General features: G+C 73.4%; 18 protein-coding genes and 1 pseudogene. 7 read left to right on the forward strand and 12 right to left on the reverse strand.

Going from position 1 to position 21,341, the window contains the following annotated elements; translation table 11 throughout:
• The first annotated feature begins 32 nt into the window (after positions 1-32).
• Complete coding sequence (hemE, locus tag AB0J10_RS08720) at positions 33-1,058, forward strand: uroporphyrinogen decarboxylase (RefSeq protein WP_363059422.1); 1,026 nt, start codon at positions 33-35, stop codon at positions 1,056-1,058.
• Positions 1,059-1,147: 89 nt separating this feature from the next.
• A complete protein-coding gene (locus tag AB0J10_RS08725; RefSeq protein ID WP_363059235.1) occupies positions 1,148-2,440 on the forward strand; it encodes an acyltransferase in 1,293 nt (430 codons plus the stop codon).
• A 90-nt stretch (positions 2,441-2,530) separates the two neighbouring features.
• On the opposite strand, the gene AB0J10_RS08730 is transcribed toward AB0J10_RS08725, so the two are convergent.
• The 3 genes and pseudogenes from AB0J10_RS08730 to AB0J10_RS08740 form a co-directional block, all read right to left on the reverse strand.
• Complete coding sequence (locus AB0J10_RS08730) at positions 2,531-3,937, reverse strand: FAD-dependent oxidoreductase (protein WP_363059424.1); 1,407 nt, start codon at positions 3,935-3,937, stop codon at positions 2,531-2,533.
• 28 nt (positions 3,938-3,965) lie between these two features.
• Complete coding sequence (locus AB0J10_RS08735; RefSeq protein ID WP_363059440.1) at positions 3,966-4,109, reverse strand: hypothetical protein; 144 nt, start codon at positions 4,107-4,109, stop codon at positions 3,966-3,968.
• Between the two features lie 65 nt (positions 4,110-4,174).
• Positions 4,175-4,330, reverse strand: a pseudogene (locus AB0J10_RS08740) (DUF4349 domain-containing protein); the annotation flags it as partial.
• A 298-nt stretch (positions 4,331-4,628) separates the two neighbouring features.
• On the opposite strand from AB0J10_RS08740, the gene hemG reads away from it, so the two are divergent.
• Positions 4,629-6,074, forward strand: coding sequence for a protoporphyrinogen oxidase (gene hemG, locus AB0J10_RS08745; protein ID WP_363059237.1), 1,446 nt, complete (start codon positions 4,629-4,631; stop codon positions 6,072-6,074).
• A 4-nt stretch (positions 6,075-6,078) separates the two neighbouring features.
• A complete protein-coding gene (gene hemQ, locus AB0J10_RS08750) occupies positions 6,079-6,798 on the forward strand; it encodes a hydrogen peroxide-dependent heme synthase (RefSeq protein WP_363059239.1) in 720 nt (239 codons plus the stop codon).
• Positions 6,799-6,861: 63 nt separating this feature from the next.
• Here the strand turns inward: hemQ and AB0J10_RS08755 are convergent, their stop codons facing one another.
• From AB0J10_RS08755 to AB0J10_RS08775, 5 genes are all read right to left on the reverse strand, one after another.
• Complete coding sequence (locus AB0J10_RS08755) at positions 6,862-8,457, reverse strand: alpha/beta hydrolase (protein WP_363059241.1); 1,596 nt, start codon at positions 8,455-8,457, stop codon at positions 6,862-6,864.
• Between the two features lie 416 nt (positions 8,458-8,873).
• Positions 8,874-9,935: a TIGR04222 domain-containing membrane protein gene (locus AB0J10_RS08760; RefSeq protein WP_363059243.1), complete on the reverse strand. Its 1,062-nt coding sequence runs from the start codon at positions 9,933-9,935 to the stop codon at positions 8,874-8,876.
• Positions 9,936-9,941: 6 nt separating this feature from the next.
• Entirely contained in the window at positions 9,942-11,453 is a 1,512-nt protein-coding gene (locus AB0J10_RS08765; protein ID WP_363059245.1) for a DUF692 domain-containing protein, read from the reverse strand.
• 148 nt (positions 11,454-11,601) lie between these two features.
• Positions 11,602-12,381 carry a DUF4142 domain-containing protein gene (locus tag AB0J10_RS08770; protein WP_269732400.1) on the reverse strand — a complete coding sequence of 260 codons (780 nt, stop codon included), beginning with the start codon at positions 12,379-12,381 and terminating at the stop codon, positions 11,602-11,604.
• Positions 12,382-12,490: 109 nt separating this feature from the next.
• On the reverse strand, positions 12,491-13,279 hold the full coding sequence (locus tag AB0J10_RS08775; RefSeq protein WP_363059247.1) for a peptidyl-tRNA hydrolase: 789 nt from the start codon (positions 13,277-13,279) through the stop codon (positions 12,491-12,493).
• Positions 13,280-13,615: 336 nt separating this feature from the next.
• Here AB0J10_RS08775 and AB0J10_RS08780 point away from each other — a divergent pair, with 336 nt between their 5' ends.
• On the forward strand, positions 13,616-14,674 hold the full coding sequence (locus tag AB0J10_RS08780) for a S1 family peptidase (protein WP_363059426.1): 1,059 nt from the start codon (positions 13,616-13,618) through the stop codon (positions 14,672-14,674).
• Positions 14,675-14,870: 196 nt separating this feature from the next.
• Here AB0J10_RS08780 and AB0J10_RS08785 read toward each other — a convergent pair whose 3' ends face one another.
• From AB0J10_RS08785 to zapE, 4 genes are all read right to left on the reverse strand, one after another.
• A complete protein-coding gene (locus AB0J10_RS08785) occupies positions 14,871-15,821 on the reverse strand; it encodes a PPK2 family polyphosphate kinase (protein ID WP_363059249.1) in 951 nt (316 codons plus the stop codon).
• Between the two features lie 459 nt (positions 15,822-16,280).
• Entirely contained in the window at positions 16,281-17,717 is a 1,437-nt protein-coding gene (locus AB0J10_RS08790; protein WP_363059251.1) for an alkaline phosphatase PhoX, read from the reverse strand.
• A gap of 191 nt (positions 17,718-17,908) precedes the next feature.
• Positions 17,909-18,334 (reverse strand): OsmC family protein, encoded by a 426-nt coding sequence (locus tag AB0J10_RS08795; RefSeq protein ID WP_363059253.1) that lies wholly within the window; start codon positions 18,332-18,334, stop codon positions 17,909-17,911.
• Between the two features lie 61 nt (positions 18,335-18,395).
• Positions 18,396-19,451 carry a cell division protein ZapE gene (zapE, locus tag AB0J10_RS08800; protein WP_363059428.1) on the reverse strand — a complete coding sequence of 352 codons (1,056 nt, stop codon included), beginning with the start codon at positions 19,449-19,451 and terminating at the stop codon, positions 18,396-18,398.
• A 533-nt stretch (positions 19,452-19,984) separates the two neighbouring features.
• Here zapE and AB0J10_RS08805 point away from each other — a divergent pair.
• On the forward strand, positions 19,985-20,764 hold the full coding sequence (locus AB0J10_RS08805; protein WP_363059255.1) for a pyrimidine reductase family protein: 780 nt from the start codon (positions 19,985-19,987) through the stop codon (positions 20,762-20,764).
• Between the two features lie 102 nt (positions 20,765-20,866).
• Entirely contained in the window at positions 20,867-21,337 is a 471-nt protein-coding gene (locus AB0J10_RS08810) for an indole-3-glycerol phosphate synthase (RefSeq protein WP_363059257.1), read from the forward strand.
• The last annotated feature ends 4 nt before the right edge of the window (positions 21,338-21,341 follow it).

Genomic DNA, 21,341 nt, shown 5'->3' on the forward strand with positions numbered 1-21,341 from the left:
CGTCCGAGGGCCAGCAGACGACGACCGACGCACTGCGGGACTCCGCCTTCCTGAAGGCGTGCCGACGCGAACCCGTGCCGCACACACCGGTCTGGTTCATGCGGCAGGCGGGACGGTCGCTGCCCGAGTACCTGAAGGTGCGCGAGGGCATCCCGATGCTGGAGTCGTGCATGCGGCCGGAGCTCGTCACCGAGATCACACTGCAGCCGGTGCGTCGCCACAAGGTGGACGCCGCGATCTACTTCAGCGACATCGTCGTGCCGCTCAAGGCCATCGGCATCGACCTCGACATCAAGCCCGGAGTCGGTCCGGTCGTCGCCGAGCCGATCCGCCGCCGGGAGGACCTCGACCGGCTGCGCGAGCTGACCCCCGAGGACGTCTCGTACGTCACCGAGGCGATCGGAATGCTCACCGGTGAGCTCGGCGCCACCCCGCTCATCGGCTTCGCCGGTGCCCCGTTCACCCTCGCCAGCTACCTCGTCGAGGGCGGTCCGTCCCGCAACCACGAGCACACCAAGGCGCTCATGCACGGCGACCCGCAGCTGTGGGCCGATCTGCTCGACCGGCTCGCCGGGATCACCTCGGCCTTCCTGAAGGTGCAGATCGAGGCCGGCGCCTCCGCCGTGCAGCTCTTCGACTCCTGGGTCGGCGCGCTGGCCCCCGCGGACTACCGCCGCTCCGTCATGCCCGCGTCCGCGAAGGTCTTCGCCGCGGTCGAGGGGTACGGCGTGCCGCGCATCCACTTCGGCGTCGGGACCGGCGAACTGCTCGGACCGATGGGCGAGGCAGGCGCGGACGTCGTCGGCGTCGACTGGCGTGTGCCGCTCGACGAGGCGGCCCGCCGCGTCGGGCCCGGCAAGGCGCTCCAGGGCAACCTGGACCCGGCGGTGCTGTTCTCCACCCGGGAGGCCGTCGAGACCAAGACCCGCGAGGTCCTGGACGCCGCACGCGGCCTGGAGGGCCATGTCTTCAACCTCGGCCACGGCGTCCTGCCCACGACGGACCCCGACGCACTGACCCGGCTCGTGGAGTACGTCCACACCCGGACGGCGCGCTAGAAGCCAGGGGCACCTGGCCCGAGGGCGGGAGGAGCGTCGCGGGGAGAGGCGGTACCCGTCCGCGCGGCACGGCTTGTTAGGGTCCGCGGGTGAGATCGCGAATATCTGTTCCACCTGCGGCGGCTCGTCTCGGATGGCTCGACGCCGTTCGGGGGATCGCGGCCCTGATCGTGGCCCTGCACCACCTGAGCAACGACCTGTTCGTGGGCTTCGGTGCGGCCGTGCGCGAGTGGTTCGACCCCGGCGTCTTCGGGGTGATGGCCTTCTTCCTGGTCAGCGGGTACATCGTGCCGGCCTCGCTGGAGCGCCGGGGCGACGTGCGGGCGTTCTGGATCGGCCGGTTGTTCCGGCTGTACCCGCTGTGCGCGGTGGTCTTCGTCGCCGCGGCCGTACTGCTGCCGCGGAGTGCCGGCGGCGTCGACCCCTCGGTCCACGACCGCACCCTGCTCGCAGCCGTCGCCAACGGCACCATGCTGCAGGACCTGTTGGGGATGCGCAGCGGTCTCTCGGTGATGTGGACGCTGACCTACGAAATGGTCTTCTACTACCTGGTGACCATGTTGTTCATGGTCGGCGCCCATTGCCGCAGTGGTTCCGCCGCGGTCGTGCTCGCGGGGACGGCACTGTTCCTCGGGCCGTGGGCGGCAGGGTGGAGCCTGCGGCCCGAGCTGTCCGTCCGCGCGCTCGTCGCGGGCACCGCCCTGCTGGTGGGACTCGGGCTGGTGTGCCTGCTCAGCGGCAGCCGGCCGGCGCAGCTGGCGGGGGCCACGATGCTGTCCGGGCTGGGTCTGGTGCTCATGATCGCCAATTCGCGGTCGACCCCGTGGGAGAGCCTGCTCATCCTGGCCACGATGTTCTGCGGCACCGTGATGTACCGCGCCGAACGGGGACAACTCGGCCGGGGCGCGGCGTGGGCCTGCTGCGGCGTCGTGCTCGCGGCGGGGACGACGGCGGGGTTGCTCTACAACGACGGGCCGGCGCAGATCCGCACCTGGACCGAGTCCCCCACAGCCTGGGTCAGCGCGTTCCTCGCGGGCTGGGCGCTGTTCGGGGTGGCTCTACTGCTGCGCCGCCACCGCATGCCCGGGGCCCTGACCTGGCTGGGCGTGGTCAGCTTCTCCGTGTACCTGCTGCACCGCCCGGTGATCTCCGTGATGTCCTGGCTCATGGCGCACGTGGGGCACCCCCGCGGAGCAGCGCAGTTGCTCTGGCTGCTCGCCTTCCTCGTCGTCCTGTTCGTGCTGAGCGCCCTCACCTACCACCTGGTGGAGCTGCCCGGACAGCGGCTCGGCCGACGGCTGCAGAGCCGTCGCCGCGGCCCCCGCGCGGGCGACGACCGGGCCGTGCCCGGGAAGACCGAGAAGCAGCGGGTACCGGTCTGACCGCCTCCGGGGGCCGGCGCGGCTCCCCGCACCTCCCCGCCGAGCCACCGACGGGCGCCGGTCCCACAGCTCCCGTCGCCCGCGCCGCGGTCAGCCGCCCGCGGCGCGCACGGCCGCCGTCGCCTTCCGTGCCGCCACCAGCACCGGGTCCCACACCGGGGAGAACGGCGGGGCGTAGCCGAGGTCCAGGGCGGTCATCCGTTCCACCGTCATCCCGGCGGTGAGCGCGACCGCCGCCACGTCCACGCGCTTGGCCGCGCCCTCGCGCCCCACGATCTGCACGCCGAGGAGCCGGCCGGTACGCCGCTCGGCGAGCATCTTCACCGTCATCGGGGCCGCGTCCGGGTAGTACCCGGCACGACTGGTCGACTCCACCGTGACCGTCACGAAGCGCAGGCCCACCGCACGGGCTTCCTTCTCCAGCAGACCCGTGCGGGCGATCTCCAGGTCGCAGACCTTGCTCACCGCGGTGCCCACCACCCCGGGGAAGGTGGCGTATCCGCCGCCCACGCCCGCGCCGATGATCTGGCCGTGCTTGTTGGCATGGGTGCCGAGCGGGATGTGCCGCTCGCGGCCCGAGACGAGGTCCAGGACCTCGACGCAGTCGCCGCCCGCCCAGACGTCCTCGTACCCCCGCACCCTCATCGACAGATCGGTGAGCAGGCCACCGTGCGTCCCGAGGGGGAGTCCCGCCGCGCGTGCCAGCTCCGTCTCGGGCTCGACGCCGATGCCGAGCACCACCACGTCCGCCGGGAACTCCCCGTCCTCCGTGGCGACCGCCCGGACACGCCCCCGCGGGCCTCCGGTCCCGGCAGGCACCCCCACGTCCGACCCGGTGAGGATCTTGGTGACCTCCGCGCCGTTCACGGTGGTGATGCCCAGCCCGTCCATCGCCTCGTGCACCAGGAGGCCCATGTCGGGGTCCAGCGTCGCCATGGGCTGCTCGCCCCGGTTGACGACGGTGACCTCGAAGCCCCGCTTCAGCAGCGCCTCGGCCATCTCCACCCCGATGTAGCCCGCGCCCACCACCACGGCACGGCGGCCCTCCAGCCCCGCCAGCGTGTCCAGCAGCGCCTGCCCGTCGTCGAGGGTCTGCACGCCGTGCACGCCCGGCGCGTCGATCCCGGGCAGCCCCGGCCGCACGGGGCGGGCCCCGGTCGCGATGACGAGCTTGTCGAAGTCCGTCCACGACTCCGTGCCCGACTCCAGGTCCCGGGCCCGCACCCGCCGCCCGGGGACGTCGAGCCCGACGACCTCCGTGCGCATGCGCAGGTCGATGCCTCGCTTCCGGTGCTCCTGCGGCGTCCGGGCGATGAGCGAGTCCCGCTCCGCCACGTCGCCGCCGACCCAGTACGGGATGCCGCAGGCCGAGTACGACGCGAAGTGGGACCGCTCGAAGGCGACGATCTCCAGTTCCCCGGGACCCCTGAGCCGGCGCGCCTGCGACGCGGCGGACATCCCCGCCGCGTCGCCGCCGATGACCACCATGCGTTCCATACGGAACACGCTACGGGGGAGCGGCCGTTCAGTCCTGCCCGGGCCCCTGCGTCGACGGGACGCCGGAGCCCCGGGCGGTCCGCCGCGCCCGCAGCGGCCGGACCAGCCACCACCACACCGCGTACAGCAGTGCGAGCGCCGCGCCGAACGGCGACACCGCGGCCACCACCACGGCCCCCACCGCGCGGTCGACGCCAGCGCGTCCCAGCCGCCCGACAGCGCGTCCAGGAATCCCGGAGCGCCCTCCTCACCCGGACGTTCCCGCTTCTCGGGCTCCGAAAGCCGCAGGGTGACCGTCGCCATCGCCGTCCGGTCCTCCAGCGACGCCCGGCGGGCGAGCAGGGACTCCAGCTCGGCCTGACGCCTGCTCAGCGCGCCCTCCAGCGTGACCACGTCCGAGACGACCTGTGCCGTGCGCGCATGATGCTCCCCCCAAGGGATGCGGTGAGTTCGGTGCCCGTTCGACGTGCGGCCCCCGGACGGGGTTGCCCCGTCCCGGTACCGAAGCGGTCACGGCAGGGACTCGTTCCGGCGCGCCGGGCCACCGTGCGGTGCGACGCGCGACACGGACCGCGTCGCACCGCACGGTGGGCCCGTGCGACGGCGCGCACCGAGCCTCCCGGGGACGGGCACCGGCCGGGGTGTACGAGCCGATGCCGTCCGGTCCGGAGAGGTTTGAGACAGTGGAGGCATGCTGCCCACGTCCGAGCACCCCCCGTCCGGCGCCGGCCGCGTCGTCGTCATCGGCGGCGGGATCGCCGGCCTCGCGGCGGCCCACCGGCTGGCCACGTCCGGAGTGCGGGTGACCCTGCTGGAGGCCACCGACCGGCTCGGCGGGAAACTCCGGGCCGGCGAGATCGCCGGAGCCCCGGTCGACCTCGGCGCCGAATCGGTGCTCGCACGCCGGCCCGAGGCGGTCGCCCTCGCACGCGCCGTCGGGCTCGGCGACCGACTGCGGGCCCCCGCCACCACCACCGCCTCCGTGTGGACCCGCGACGCCCTGCGGCCCATGCCCCGAGGCCATGTGATGGGCGTCCCCGGCAGCCCCGAGGCACTGTCCGGGCTGCTGTCCGCCGAGGGGATCGCCAGGATCGGGCGGGAGCGCGAACTGCCCCCCGCCGAACTCGGGGACGACGTCGCCATCGGCGGTTTCGTCGCCGAACGCCTGGGCCGCGAGGTCGTCGACCGGCTCGTCGAGCCGCTGCTCGGGGGCGTGTACGCGGGCGACGCCTACCGCATCTCCATGCGGGCAGCCGTCCCCGCCCTCTTCGACGCGGTCAGGGCCGCCGGGGGCAGCCTGCTGGCGGGCGTCCGCGAGGTGCAGCGCCGGGCCGCCGAGCGGCAGGAGACCGGCCCCGTGTTCATGGGCCTCGACGGCGGTATCGGCACCCTGCCGCCCGCGGTCGCCGACGCCGTCCGGGCCGCCGGCGGGGAGATCCTCACCGGGGCGTCCGTACTGGGCCTGACCCGCGGCACCGGAGGCTGGCGGATCCGCACCGACGAGCGCGAGCTCACCGCCGACGGAGTCGTCCTCGCCACCCCCGCCTGGTCGGCCTGCGCGCTGCTCTCCGACGCCGCCCCGGCCGCCTCCGCCGAACTCGCCGGGGTCGAGTACGCGTCGATGGCGCTGGTCACCCTCGCGTTCCGCAGCGGCGACGCGGAAGCGCTGCCCGCCGGATCAGGATTCCTCGTACCGCCGGTGGACGGCCGCACGATCAAGGCGTCCACGTTCTCCGCCCGGAAGTGGGGCTGGGTCGCCGACCGCGCCCCCGGACTGTTCCTGCTGCGCACCTCCGTCGGCCGCCACGGCGAGGAGGAACAACTCGACCGGGAGGACGAGGATCTCGTCGCCGCCTCCCTCAAGGACCTCGCCGAGGCCACCGGGCTCTCCGCGCGGCCCGTCGCCACCGAGGTCACCCGCTGGATCGGCGGACTGCCGCAGTACCCGGTCGGTCACCTCGGCCGGGTCGCCCGCATCCGGGACGCCGTGGCCGCGCTGCCCGGGCTGCGGATCTGCGGGGCGGCGTACGACGGCGTGGGCATCCCCGCCTGCGTCGGCAGCGGACAGCGCGCGGCGGACGAGATCATCGCCACGGCCCCCCTGGTGCGGGGCACTGTCCGTGACGGGCGAGAATAGCCCCATGAGTGCGCCCGAAAAGATCCCGAACGCCGGTAAGAAGGCGAAGGACCTCAACGAGGTCATCCGCTACACCCTGTGGTCCGTCTTCAGGCTGCGGGAGGTGCTGCCGCAGGACGCGGACCGCGCCGGGTACGCGGACGAGGTCCAGGAGCTGTTCGACCAGCTCGCCGCGAAGGACGTCACCGTCCGCGGCACCTACGACCTGTCCGGTCTGCGCGCCGACGCGGACCTGATGATCTGGTGGCACGCCGAGACCGCGGACCAGCTCCAGGAGGCGTACAACCTGTTCCGCCGCACGCGCCTCGGCCGAGCGCTGGAGCCGGTCTGGTCCAACATGGCGCTGCACCGCCCCGCCGAGTTCAACAAGTCGCACATCCCGGCCTTCCTCGCCGACGAGACGCCGCGCGACTACGTCTCGGTCTACCCGTTCGTGCGCTCCTACGACTGGTACCTGCTGCCCGACGAGGACCGCCGCCGCATGCTCGCGGACCACGGCAAGATGGCCCGCGGCTACCCGGACGTCCGCGCCAACACGGTCGCCTCCTTCTCCCTCGGCGACTACGAGTGGCTGCTGGCCTTCGAGGCCGACGAGCTGTACCGGATCGTCGACCTCATGCGCCACCTCCGCGCCTCCGAGGCCCGGATGCACGTCCGCGAGGAGGTCCCCTTCTTCACCGGGCGCCGCAAGAGCGTCGCGGACCTGGTGGCCGGTCTGGCCTGACGGCCCCGAAGACCTGGAGGCGGGCTCCCGCAGGGGCGGCCCGCCTCCCCTCGACCCGGAAGATCAGACAGCGGGCGGCAGCACGCGCTCGACCGCCCGCTGGTCCAGCGACACCGGGTCCGGCTGCGGGTGCGGCGCGCACGAAGCGCGCCGCACCGGCGTCCTGCCGGTCAGCAGGTATACCTCCATGTGGCGGTTGACGCAGGAGTTGTCACCGCCCGAGATGCCGTGCGTGCCCGCACCCCGCTCGGTGACCAGCGCGGAACCCGCGAGGCGTTCCTGCAGCCTCAGGGCACCCGCGTACGGGGTGGCGGCGTCCCGCTCGGCCGCCAGGATCAGCAGCGGCGGCACGTCCCCCGGCCCCGTGCGCACGTCGACCGGACGCTGCCGCGGCGGCTGCCAGTAGGCGCACGGCAGGTTCATCCAGACATTGGCCCAGGTCTCGAACGGCGCCCGCCGCGCCAACGCGGTGTTGTCCCGGTCCCACACCGCCCAGTCCGCGGGCCAGGGCGCGTCGTTGCACTGCACGGCCGTGTAGACGGCGTTGCCGTTCTCCTCCTCGGCCGCCTCCGAGACACGGGGTTTCGCCTGCTTGACGAGCTGCCGCGGATCGCCCTTCAGATACGCCGACAGCGCGAGGGCGCGGCGCGGCCAGTACAGGTCGTTGTAGACGGTCCGGGTGAACGCCGAGTGCAACTGGCCCGGCCCGACGGTGCCGTCCGCCGGCTTCCGCGCCAGCAGGGCGCGGGCCCGGTCGTAACTGGCCTGCACCTGCTGCGGAGTTGTGCCGAGGCCGTACGTGGCGTGGTGCCGGGCGACCCAGGCCCGGAAGTCCGCCCAGCGGCCCTCGAACGCGAGCGACTGCTCCAGGTTGCTGCGGTACCAGATCCTCGCCGGGTCCGGGTCGACGGGCGAGTCGAGCACCATGCGCCGCACCCGATCGGGGAACATCATCGCGTACACGGCACCCAGGTAGGTGCCGTAGGAGGCGCCCAGGAAGGTGAGCCGCCGCTCGCCGAGGGCCGCCCTCAGCACCTCCAGATCGCGGACGTTGTTCAGCGAGTGGTAGTGCCGCAGCGCGGGACCGGCGTTGTGGGCGCAGCCGCGTGCGTACACCCGTGCCCGCGCGATGCCCTTCCCCTTCTCGGCGGCGGTGGGATGGACGGGAGCCGCGGTGGGGCCCTTGGTGAACTCCACGGGGTGGAGGCAGGAGATCGGCGCGGAGCGGCCGACGCCGCGCGGCGCGTAGCCCACCATGTCGTACGCCTCGGCGATGCGCTTCCACGCGGGCTCCTTGGCGAGCGCGGGGAAGTACATGCCGGAACCGCCGGGACCGCCGGGGTTGTAGAGGAGAGCGCCCTGCCGCGCCGACGGCCCGCCTGTCGCCCTGACCCGGCTGACGGCGAGACCGATCTGCCGGCCCCACGGGTCCGCGTAGTCGAGCGGGACCCGGACGACTGCGCACTCGACGGTGGGCGGCAGGTCCTCCTCCGCGGGGCACGCCCCGAACGTGACGCCGGCTGCCACGGCACGGGCGGCGGCGACCACGGTTCCACGGTCCTCCCGGGTGCCGTGCGGGGGTGCACCGGTGGCAGGGGCCGCTGCGACGGCGGAGAGGATCAGGGAGCCGGCGGCTCCGTACAGGGCTGTTGCTCTCATCGCGTTCCCTTCGCGCCACCGGTCGTGGCTCGAAGGTCACCAGAACACCGGACTTTGTAAAGGATCTTGTTCGGGTGTCGCGGTCGATGACCCTTTTGCGGCACGCATGATGTTTCACACCTCAGATGTGACGCCTCCGCTCAGGGGTGTCTGCCGTCTGCCGTCGGGCGTTCCGCTGCCAGGCGCACGCCTCAGGTGGTGCCGGGTCCGGGTCCGCTGCACGGCATCGGCTCCGGGCGTCACGGGAATTCCGGGCTGCGGGCCTCGCGACCCGGGGCGGGCGCGGTGTGGACCGGCCCGGGTCCCTGCTTGCGGCCCGGGGTCGGAAGCGTCGGCGGGGCCGCCCGAACCGGACCCCGGCTCCGGGCCCGAGCGCCCCCCGGCACCCGGTGCCCTCGACCCGCAGGGGCGGGCCGTCAGGTCGAGCCGCCACCGCAGCCGGACCCGCCCCCGCAACCGGACCCGCCGCTCGAACCGCCGCCGCAACCGGACCCGCCGCTCGAACCGCCCCCGCAACTCGAGCCGCCGCCGGACGATCCACCGCACCCGCCGCTGCAACCACCACCCGAGCCGCAGGAACTGCCGCCCGCCCCGCCGCAGCCCCCGCCGCCGGAGGAGGCCGCGCACCACACGGCGACGGGGACCCAGGCCGCGCTGTCGGAGGCACCGCCGTGGCCGCCTCCTCCGACGCGGGCACCGGCCCGGGAGGTCCGCGCGCCGCCGGCGCGCACCAGCCTGGCCGCCGCGACCAACTGCGCCTGGAGGACGGGGTCGGGCACGGCCCGCAGTCCGCCGAACACCACCAGATGGCCGGCGTCGGTGCGATGGGCCTGCGCGGCCCGGTACTCCGCGGCCGCGCGGTGTCCCGCGGCGCTGACGCGGCGGCGCGCCCGGGACGAGCAGACCGCCGCGACGACCACCCCCGCGAGGCAGGCCGGAAGGACCGCGACGACGAACGGGAACGGCATGTCGGCGAATCCCTCGTGGAACGCGTACTGCACGAACGTGGCGACCAGCGAGACCGGCAGCAGCACCAGGCACAGCACGAGCTGCCAGGTGGACCAGGTCTTCCAGCGCCGGACTTCGCCGGGCGCGATCATCAGTCCCCGGGCCGCGAGTCCGTCGCCGATCTCCTGGACGGCGGGGTTGCGCATCACCGCGATCCGCAGGTCGTGCAGCGCCCCGCTCGGGGCCCGTGTCAGTTCGTCCAGGACGGCGCGTTCGACGTGGTCGCGGGCGAGGGGCCGACGGACGGCGACGATGCCCGGCCCTCCGATCATCAGCCGCCCGTCCGTGACCATCGCGGTCAGCGCGGCGTCGACCGCCCTGGCGGGCCCGCCGTTGAGGAACGCGGCCTCCATGAGGTCGTGCACCGGGCCGCCCGGGCCACGGCGGGCCTTCGCCAGGCCGCTGACGAGCAGGATCGAGGAGACGCCCACGGCGAGGTACACGAGGACGGCGAATACGTTCGGCGGCATCCGGGTTCACCCCCTGACCAGAGCGGCGCGGGCCGCGCGGACGAAGCGCGTGGTGCGGCGGGGCGGGCGGGGCGCCGCCCGGTCCTGCCACCAGCGGGTGAGCCGCCGGCGTGCGACCGGGTCCTCCGGCCGGGCCGCGACCAGCAGATGCTCGGCGAAGTCCAGCGCGTCCCGGCGGTAACCGTCCCGCATCGGGCGGGACTTGGCGTAGGCGAGGTACGCGGGCCGGTAGCCGGCGCCGAGGATCTCCGGCAGTTCGGGCGCCACCTTGGCGACGACGTCGGCCCGCTTGGCCGCGAGGGCCCGGATCTGCACCCTCAGCCGCCGGGTGTCGAACCCCTCCGGCGCGGGCGTCCCGGCGACCAGCGCGGACAACAGAGCGGCCTGCGCGAGCCCGAGCCGCTCCCGCGCGGCCGGGTACGCGTCCGTGACCGGATCCGTATAAGCGTCCGTGCTCGGGCTCGGCCCCGTGCCCGCAACGGGTTCCGGTCCCGGAGCCGCATCCCGCCTCGTCCCCGTGAGCGGATCCGTGTCCGTGCCGGTGCCGGTGCCGGTGCCGGTGCCCGTGCTCGGTCCCGGAACCGCCGGCGTCGCCGCGGTACGGGACGCCGGCTCGTCCGCCGCACCCGCTTCGTCGGTACGCGTGGCCGGGGAGCCCTCCACCCGTGTACGAGGTGCCCGTCGCGTGGGCCTGGCGAGGGTCGCGCGGATCGTCTCCAGTTCCGCCGCCAGTTCCTCCTCGGGCGGGAAGTCGTCGTCCCGCTCCAGCAGTACTCCGGGTGGGTCGGTGCGCGAGCGCAGCTCGGCGAGGATGTCGAGGACCGGCTGCGGCACGGGGTGGGCGTGGGTGTCGTGCCAGACGCCGTCCCGCTCCAGACCGCCCGCGACGTGGACGTACGCGACCGCTTCGACGGGCAGCTCGTCCAGGGCCCGGACCGGGTCCTCGCCCCGGTTGACGTGGTTGGTGTGCAGATTGGCGACGTCGATCAGCAGCCGTACCCCGGTGCGCTCGACGAGTTCCGCGAGGAACCGGCCCTCCGTCATCTCCTCGCCGGGCCACGAGACCAGGGCGGCGATGTTCTCCAGGGCGAGCGGTACCGGCAGGCTGTCCTGGGCGATCCGGACGTTCTCACAGAGGACGTCCAGCGCGTCGCGGGTACGCGGGACGGGGAGCAGATGCCCCGCCTCCAGCCGGGGGGAGGCGGTGAGCGCACCGCCCGCCCGGACGAAGGCGATGTGCTCGGTGACGAGCGGCGCCCCCAGCGACTCGGCCCGCGCGGCCAGATCGGCCAGCCTGCGTGCGTCCGGCCGTTCCGCCCCGCCGAGTCCAAGCGAGACACCGTGCGGGACGACCGTGACGCCCCGCTCCCTCAGCCGCCGGAGCGAGTCGGGGAGATGGCCGGGGCAGATGTTCTCCGCGACGACCTCGACCCAGTCGAGACCGGGGAGCCGTTCCACGGCAGCGGCGATCTCCGGGCGCCAGCCGATACCGGTTCCGAGCCTGTCGGGCTGCTTCATGGGTCCCCCTCCTCCGCGTGTGCAAGGGTCATGGCCCCGTGGGGCCCTGCCCAATCCGGAGGAGGGGACGTTCAGAGCTTCATTTGAGGTTGCGGCCTCCGGGCCGGGGAGTCCCGGCCCGGAGGCCGGGGGGATCACGAACCCGTCGTCAGTTGCTCGCCCCGGGCGCCGGGCGGTTGGTGTTGACCGCAGTCGGCGGTCCCGGCTGGGTCGAGGGACGCGAGGTGGTCTCGGTCTGGGCCGGCGGCACGGCCGGGGTCGGCGCGGGCGGCAGGTTCCCGTCCGGCGGCGGCGGGCCCGTCGGGCTGGCCGTGGCACCACCGGCGGCCTCGTTGGCGATCGAGTCGAAGTCGACCATGCCGGTGTTCTCCAGCATCGTGATGTGGTCGAGCACCGTCTGGTTCGCGTCTGACGCCAGCTGGCGTATCAGGGTGTTGCGGGTGGTGTGGCGCACCTGGGCGATGAGGGAGAAGACCTTGCCGTGCGCGTTGCGCAGCAGGTTCGCGAACTTGTACTCGTACTCGCGGCCGCTGGCCGCCGACAGCTCTCTCAGCCAGCCCTGCTGCTGCTCGTTGGGCACGTTCGGCAGCTCCACGCCGAGTTTCGCCGCCACGTCGCGGGCGCGCTGGTCGAGGTCGGTGTGACCGACGATGAGGTGGTCGCCCGCGTCCTTGATCGCCTGGGTCGGGGCACGTTCGAGCGCCTGCTGCCCGGCGGGCAGCTCCCACAGGCCGGCGAGCCGCACCTTGACCAGGAAGTCGCGGTCGGTCGCCGTCAGCGGCCCCCACTGGGTGGACACGGACGAGGCGTTGAGATTGGCCTGGCCAGTCCCGGACCGGTCGGCGTAGGACCATACGGGGAAAGCGAGCGCGCCCACTGTGGCGACCAGTGCCGCGATGATCAGAGCTGTCCCGTTGACGCGACGCAGCAAGTGTGCCTCCCGATCCGATGTGCGTACCGCGGAACCGCCGGTCACGGAACCGGCGACTCAGACTGCTTGGCAGTACCGGAGGGTACGTTCGGGAGACCTGATCCGTTCAGCCCCGCTCGGGGAAGATTCGTTTCCGTACGGGACGGTCGGCGACGACCGTCACGGATCCGGGGGCGATCTCCGTGAAACCGGCGTCCCGGACCGTCGGCAGGCCGCTCGTGGCGAGTTCGGCCCAGCGGCCCGCGGCGGCGGTCCGGACGGCCAGGGGGAACCCGGCGTCGCGCCACGCCGCGCGTTCGGCTTCGTCCATGTCCCACCACAGCAGTTGCGCCCCGTGCCCGACCTGGGCCATCTCCTTGCCCGTCGACATGCGCAGCTCCGGGTTGAGCCAGAGCAGGGCGTGGTCCGGGTCGACGTCACCGGCCGGTTCCCCGGGGTCCTCGAGCTCCGTGCCCGACACCTGGAGCTTCGACAGTTCCCTGGGCCAGCCGTCCAGCGGCACCGGCGGGAACACCCGGACCTCGGCGCCGGCCCCGGCAACCGTGATGCCCGGCAGCTCCGACGCCTTGCGCCACTCCGCGCCGCGTGCTCTGCGCACGACCTTCCGGATCCGGCCGTCCTGCCAGTCCCGTACGCGCTCGGCCCACTCGCCCTCCCCGGAGGACCGCCCGTCGGACAGCATCACCACGACCGCGCGGGCGGCGGTCTCCAACGCGTCGGTACGGGAGGGCGGCGCGGTCTTCTCGATCCGGACGACGAGCGGCAGGACGAACTGGGGGGCCTCGTCGCGCGGTGTCGGCTCCCGGTGGAAGGGGCCGTCGGTGCTGTGGGTGCTGTCGGGACGGCCCGGGCGGTCGGCACTGCCTGGGCTGCCGGGACTGTCGGTGCTGTTCACCCGCACAGTCTGCCAGTCGGCGGCGGGCGGCCGGGGCCCCGGGGCCCCGGCGCTGTGTCCACTGCCCGACCGGGGGGAACGCGCTTCCGACACCTTCCCCTCGGGCCCCGGGCACCCCCGGGTGACACCTCACCGAGCCCGTATCTGACGATACGTCAAAAAACTTTCTTTGCGGGGGCGATGAACGGACACGGGTGCGGCGTCCGTATCAAGGGCCGGACGCGTCCCCCCTCCCGGTCCCCTTCGGCGACCGGAGTCCGTACCCCCGCAGGAGGCGAAGAGTTGAGTCACAGGCGTATACCCAAGCGGAAGGCGATACTCGCCGGAGCCGGAGCGGTGGGCATCGCCGCAGCTGCCGTACTGCTGCCGAATGCCAACGCTTCGCAGTCCGGGTCCGAGGACGACCGGATCGCTCCCAGAAAGATGAGCGCCGCCTCGGCCGCGGATCTCCTCCAGCAGCTCGGCAAGCAGCTCGGCGACTCCTACGGCGGCGCCTACTACGACGCGTCGAAGCAGCAGCTCATCGTGAACGTCGTCGGCAACGACAACGATGTGAACATCGAGATCAAGCGGGCCGGTGCGGTGGCCCGCAGCGTGCAGAACAGCTTCTCCACGCTGAAGTCCGCCACCCGCTCGCTCTCGAGCGAGGCCGCGGTCCCGGGCACGGCCTGGGCCATCGACCCGAGGAACAACCAGATCCTGGTGACCGCCGACCGCACCGTCACCGGCGACCGGTGGAACACCGTCGAGTCGGCCGTAGAGTCGCTCGGCGACGGGGTGGCCCGGCTCCAGAAGTCGAAGGGCGAGTTCAAGCCCCTTCTGGAGGGCGGGGACGCCATCTTCGGCGGCGGTTCGCGCTGCTCGCTCGGCTTCAACGTCACGACCCAGGACGGACAGCCCGGATTCCTCACGGCCGGCCACTGCACGGCAGCTTCCGAGCAGTGGTCCGAGCAACAGGGCGGCCGGCCCGTCGGCACCGCCCAGGAGTCCGTCTTCCCCGGTGAGGGCGACTTCGCGCTGGTGACGTACGACGACCCGAACACCGAGGCGCCGAGCGCCGTCGACCTTGGCAACGGGCAGCTCCTGGAGATCCGGCAGGCCGCCGACGCGGCCGTCGGCCAGGAGGTCTTCCGCATGGGCAGCACCACCGGCCTCAACGGCGGCCAGGTGACCGGCCTCAACGCCACCGTGAACTACCCCGAGGGCACCGTCAGCGGACTGATCCAGACCAACGTCTGCGCCGAGCCGGGCGACAGCGGCGGCGCTCTCTTCACCCGGGACGGCAACGCGATCGGTCTGACGTCCGGCGGCAGCGGCGACTGCACCTCGGGCGGCGAGACCTTCTTCCAGCCGGTGACGACCGCGCTCGAGGCGGTCGGCGCACAGATCGGCTGACGCCACCCACCGGGGCGGGCGGCGGCCCGCCCCGCCCGGATGGCCCGCCGAGACGGCAAGACGACACCCGGCCACGACGGAGAGCGAGGGGACGAGGGAGGGACAGCGGCAGCGGCCCCGGGCATCGGCGGATGCGCGGGGCCGCTGCCGCTGCCGCCGCGGTCCGCGGTCCCGTCCCGGCCGCGGGCCCCGGCGCTCAGCCGTTCCCCAGCAGGAGCTTCCTGCTCGCCTCGATGTCGAAGTCCCCCTTCGGGTACTGCGGGTCGAGTTCCTCCAGGTGTTCCAGCAGCAGCCTGCTGACTGCCCAGTTGCGGTACCACTTGCGGTCGGCGGGCACGACGTACCAGGGTGCCTCGGGGAGCGAGCAGCGCTCCAGGGCCCGTTCGTACGCCTTCTGGTAGGCCGGCCACAGCGTCCGCTCCTCGATGTCCCCCTGGTTGAACTTCCAGCGTTTGTCCGGGTCGTCGAGGCGGGCCAGCAGCCTCCGCCTCTGCTCCTCGGGGGAGATGTGGAGGAAGACCTTCACGATGGTGAAGCCGTCCTCCGCCAGCGCCCGCTCGAAGGCGTTGATCTCGTCGTAGCGGCGGCGGATCCGTTCGCGCGGCACCAGGCCGCGGACCCTGGCGATCAGGACGTCCTCGTAGTGCGAGCGGTCGAAGATCCCGATGTCGCCGGAGCGCGGCAGTTCCCGGGCGATCCGCCAGAGGAAGTGGTGGTCCCGCTCCTCCGTCGTGGGGGCCTTGAACGCCTTGATCCGGCAGCCGGCGGGATTGAAGTGGCCGATGACGTGCTTGACGGTGCCGCCCTTGCCGCTGGTGTCCATGCCCTGGAGGATCAGCAGCAGCCGGCGCCGGTCGCCCGCGGACGCCGCCGCGTACAGTCGTTCCTGCAGCTCCGCCAGGCGCCTGCCCGCCGCCGCGGCCGCCTCAAGGCCCGCGGCCTTGTCCCGCGGACCGGCCGGGACTCCGCCCGGGTCGTACGAGGAGAGGTCGACGCGATCGCCCCGGGGGACGCGCAGCACCTCACGGAGCCGGCCGGGATACCGGTCGGTGACCTCGGCCGGGGCCGGAGCCGGGGCCGCCGGGTTCCCGGCCGAGTCGGGAAGCGGGCCGGGCAGACGCCCACTGCGGCCGCTCTTCGTGGTCATCCTGGGTCACCTCGGGCTCTCTCCCGGCCGTCTCCGGCCCCGGTACTGCTCGGCCACCGGTCCTCTACTCCTCCGTCCAGCGGTCCTCCTCCGTCCACCGGTGTTCCCGGGGAGGGGGCTTCGTGTGCCGGCCACCGGTGCTTCCCGAGGGGCGTCCCCGGGTCCGGCCGGCCCTCCGATCCTCCACCGGATCCGGCACCGGCGCGAGCGACGCCCGGTCCGCCGGCGCGGCGGCGGACCGGGAACCCATGGCGCGGCGGGCCGGAGGTGCGGAGGTGCGGAGGTGACGGGTGTGCGCCGACGGGCGCCCGGAAACGATCCGCGCGCCCGTCGGCGATGACACCCCGGCTCCGCCCCCGGCGGTCCGGCCCCATCCCGGTCCGCAGCACGCCCCGGTCCCGGACGCCCCGGCCCGACGGCCGCCCCGGCCCTGCCGGTCTCAGTGCCGGGTCGCGGGCATCAGCGCCAGGGTCCGGTCACCGCGAACGTCGTACCCGGCGTGTAGCAGTTGACGTACATCGTGCCGCCGTCCGGCGAGAACGTGACGCCCGCGAACTCGCCCCACTCGGGCTCCTCCGGGGTGCCGATGTCCTGGCGGTTGCGCGCCATCGGGTACACCTCGCCCCGCTTGGTCACCCCGTACACGTGCTGGGCGCCGTTCCCGTCCTCCGCCACCATCAGCCCGCCGCCCGGGGCGAGGCAGATGTTGTCGGGGGATTCTCCGGGCAGTTGTACGTCGGTCGCCGGCCCGAAGACGACGACCAGGGTCAGCCGGCGCCGCTGCGGTTCGTAGCGCCACACCTGCCCGAAGTGGTCGGCCGCCGAGCCATCGCCGCTGCGGGCGAAACTGGAGACGAAGTAGACGGACGAGCCGCCCCAGTAGCAGCCCTCCAGCTTCTGGGCGTGGGTGATGCCCCTCGGGCCGAAGTCCTGCAGTCGGATGGGCGTCCGGCGGGCCTGGGGATCGGGCACGGGGACCCACTCGACGCCGTCGAACCGGGCGCCCGTCTCCTGGATCGCGGACAGGTCCGGCAGATCCGGGACCCGCATCGCCTCCAGCCGTCCACCGGCCCGCAGCGAGCCCCTGCCGCCGAGCGGTTTCTCCGGCAGGAAACGGTAGAACAGCCCGAACGGCCTCTCGAAGGCGTCCTCCGTCTCGTAGACGATCCCGCTGCGCGGATCGACGGCGACGGCCTCGTGCTGGAAGCGGCCCATCGCGGTCAGCGGTACGGCGCCGGTACGGCGCGGGTCGGCGCCGTCCACCTCGAAGACGAAACCGTGGTCCTTGGTGCAGCCGTTGGTACCGGCCCTGTCCTCGGTCTCCTCGCAGGTGAGCCAGGTTCCCCAGGGCGTGGGCCCGCCCGCGCAGTTGACTGCGGTGCCCGCGATGGCCACGCGCTCGTCGAGGACGTTGTTGCGGCCGTCGAGGGTGAGCGCAGTGCAGCCGCCCTTGGCCGCGGGATCGTAGGTGAGTCCGTCGACGACGGGGACGCCGATGCGGGCGTTGTGCCGGTTCTCGTGGTTGCGTACGAGATGGACCCTGCCCCGGCGTCCCGGCAGGGCGGCCATGCCGTCGTGGTTGCCCGGCACCCGGCCCTCGCCGGAGCGCAGCGGCTCCCCCTCGCGGGAGAGCACCCGATAGCGGAAACCTTTCGGCAGGTCGAGGAGGCCGTGCGGGTCCGGGACGAGGGGGCCGTAGCCGAAGTGGCCACGGGCGGCGGCCGTACCCGCGAAGAGCTCCGAGAAGGCTCCGGTGAAGGCGATTCCGGCGACTGCGGCACCCGTGCGGGCGAGTACCCGGCGCCGCGTCGCGGAGGAGGCGCCGGGGGCGCCCGGGGGCTCGGAGGCCCCGCCCCCGGCAACCCCTCGTGATTCCTGTGTGCTTTCTGCGGTCATGAGGCAACTCCCTGTTGGCGGACAGAGATGTGACCCGCATGTGTGTACCAGGCGTGTGGTCACGCGTGAAGCATGCGGGTCACCGTGCCCCGTGGGACGCGTGGTTCTGCGTGAGCGACGGCCGCACGGTGTCGCCCGAGTGGCGAGGGCCCGCGCGGGCGGCGAGGCGTTGCCGCGCGTACCTCGCCGTGCTACGCGAGCTTCGCCGTCAGCGTGATCTTCGTACCCGAAAGGGCCTGGCTCACCGGGCAGTTCTTCTTGGCCTCCTCGGCGGCCGCCTGGAAGCCCTCCTGGTCGAGACCGGGAACCTGGCCCTCGACGGTCAGGTGGATGCCCGTGATGCCCTCGCCCGGCTGGAACGTGACGTCGGCCTTGGTCTCCAGGCGGGTGGGCGGTGTTCCGGCGCCCGCGAGACCGTGCGAGAGGGCCATGGAGAAGCAGCTGGAGTGGGCGCCGGCGATCAGCTCCTCCGGGCTGGTCCTGCCGTTCGCCTGCTCGGCGCGCGACGGCCAGGAGACGGGGAAGTCGCCGATGCCGGAGGAGTCGAACGTGACGACGCCGGAGCCGGAGAGCAGGTCGCCGTCCCAGACGGTGTGGGCCTGGCGCGTGGTGGCCATGATGGATCCCTTCTCAAGGCATTCAATGAATCGGTTCCAACCGGCCCCAACCTACTGGAACCTACTGTTCGACGAGGCCCTTGGCGTCCCGCGCGAGTGCCGTCAGACGGGAGATCGCCCGGAAGTACTTCTTCCGGTACCCGCCCTTCAGCATCTCGTCGCTGAACAGCTTGTCGAACGGGAGACCGGAGGCCAGTACCGGCACCTCCCGGTCGTAGAGCCGGTCCGCGAGCACGACGAGCCGCAGCGCCGTCGACTGGTCCGGCACCGGCCGCACGTCGGTGAGGCAGACCGCTCGCACGCCGTCCGTCAGTGCGCCGTAACGGCTGGGGTGCACCCGTGCGAGATGCTCCAGCAGTTGCGGGAAGCCGTCGAGTGAAGCGCCCTCGGTGGCGTGCGCGGCCCGGGTGACCTGCTCGTCCGAGAACGGCGCGGGTGCCTCGGGCAGGCCGCGGTGGCGGTAGTCCTCGCCGTCGATCCGCAGCGGCCGGAAGTGCGCGGACAGGCCCTGGATCTCGCGGAGGAAGTCGGCGGCGGCGAAGCGGCCCTCCCCGAGCTTGCCGGGCAGGGTGTTGGAGGTGGCCGCGAGGGCGACGCCCGCCTCGACGAGCCTGCCCAGCAGGGTCGACACGAGAACGGTGTCGCCCGGGTCGTCCAGCTCGAACTCGTCGATGCACAGGAGCCGGTGGCCGCTCAGGGTCTGCACGGTCTGCTGGAAACCGAGCGCGCCGACCAGGTTCGTCAGCTCCACGAAGGTGCCGAACGCCTTGAGGGACGGCTCCGCGGGTGTGGCGTGCCAGAGCGAGGCGAGCAGATGGGTCTTGCCGACGCCGTAGCCGCCGTCCAGATAGACCCCTCTGGGCGCGGCCGGTGCCGCGGGCCTCCTCGCGAACCAGCGGCGCCTGCCGCTGCCGGTGGCGTGCGCACCGCCCAGACCCGCGGCGAACGACCCGAGCACCGTGACCGCCTCGGCCTGGCTGGGCTGGTTCCGGTCGGGGACGTAGGTGTCGAAGCGCACCGAGTCGAAGCGCGGCGGCGGCACCATCTCCGCGACCAGGCGGTCGGCGGGGACACGGGGCTCGCGGGCGCACAGCGAGAGCGGGACGGCTTCGGTCATGGGGGTGGTCGACACAACCCCCCACTCTACTGAGTCCGGACGGACGGCCGCCCTGCGCGTCCACCGCCCGGGACGGCAGGCGTCCTCGCACGTCACGGCCGCTTCCGGGCAGTCGCGCGCCCAAGCGTCCCACGCGCCCGGATCGGCGTGCGCCCGGGAGCGGCCGTCGGGCCGGCGTCGGACGGATCCTCGCGGGGACCGCCGGACGGGCCGTCGGAAGAGCTCTTGGCGGGGCCCTCGGGACGGCCGTCCGAGCGGCGCCCTCTCGCGCTTCCGCGGGTTCCCCGCCGGGCCCCTGCCGCACGTGACCCACCCGCCGCGGAGCGTATGTGCCCGCGGCCCGACGAGCGCGACCGGGAAGTGCATGGCCGGGGCGTGCATGGCCGGGACGTGCATGAGCGGGAGGTTCGCGGGCGGGACGCGCGTGATCGGGACGTGCGCCACCGCCGAGCCCGACGCGAGCCCGACGCGGCCGTCGTACCCGCTCCGGAGGCCGCGCCAGGGAGGCGCACGGCCGTGCCAGACTGCTCGGTATGCGACGCCTGTTCCCTCTGCCCGACCCGAACGACCCCGCCGGCGCCCGTGCCGCGACCGACCGCGAGTGGGGGCTGGACGAGCTGGCCGACGCCTACGCCTATCCGGACACGGAGGGCCCCTGGCTGCGGGCGAACATGGTCTCGTCGCTCGACGGGGCCGCCCAGCACGACGGGAGGTCGCAGCCGCTGTCGTCCGACTCGGACATGCGGATCTTCGGCACCCTGCGGGGGCTGGCCGACGCGGTGGTCGTCGGGGCGCAGACGGTACGGCAGGAGGGCTACCGCCCCGCCCGCGCCCGGGACGCCTTCGCGGGCCGCCGTGCGGCCGCCGGGCAGGCCCCCGCTCCCGCGATCGCCGTGGTGAGCGCGAGCCTCGACCTCGACTTCTCCCTGCCGCTCTTCACCTCCCCCCTGGTGCCGACGCTTGTCCTGACCGGGGCCTCCGCGCCGCCGGAGCGGGTCGCCGCCGCGGAGGGGGCCGGGGCGGAGGTCCTCGTCGCGGGCGACGGGACGGGCGTCGACCCGGCCCGCGCGGTCGAGGCGCTGGCCGGACACGGCCTGCGGCGGCTGCTCACGGAAGGGGGGCCGCGGCTCCTGGGTCAGTTCGTCGGATCCGGGGTACTCGACGAGCTGTGCCTGACGGTGTCGCCGACGCTCACCTCCGGCACCGCCCAGCGGATCGCGTACGGAACCGACCGGGCGGTGCCGGAGCGCTTCGCGCTGGCGTCCCTGCTGGAGGAGGACGGGTTCCTCTTCACCCGATACCGTCGGACCTGACGTTCGCGAAAGGTTATGTACCGGTTTGCTCCGGCCGGGCACACTACTCGCAGACCCCGTACGGACACGGGGAAGAACGGTTCCGGCAGAAGGGCTCCTGACGTGTTCACAAGCGTATTGATGATCGAGAAGCCCCTCACGGCGACCGACGTGGAATTCGTCACGACGCTGCACGGGGACGAGCCCGTGTCGTTCATCGTGCTCATGCAGCCGCGCGGCGACCAGGCCGACCTGCTGCTGCGCGCCATCGACGACGTGGCCATGGGCGAGCTCAAGGAAGCCGTCCGCGAGGGCGAGGAGCCCGAGGGCGAGAAGGCCCGGCAGCCCGCGGAGCTCGCCATCGTGCACTCCCTGAACGCCCTGCGGGCCGCCGGGGCCGAGGCCGTCGGCCAGGTCGTCGAGGAGCACCCGCTCGACAAGATGAAGACCGTCGTCGAGGAGGCCGGCGCCGACGAGGTGATCGTCCTGACCGCGCCCCACTACGTCGAGGAGTTCTTCCACCGCGACTGGGCCTCCCGCGCCCGGCACAAGGTCGGCGTACCGGTGCTGAAGCTCTTCGCGCACAGCGAATAGGCTG

Origin of the sequence: Streptomyces sp. NPDC049887 (assembly GCF_040656535.1) — a bacterium.
Classification (GTDB): domain Bacteria; phylum Actinomycetota; class Actinomycetes; order Streptomycetales; family Streptomycetaceae; genus Streptomyces.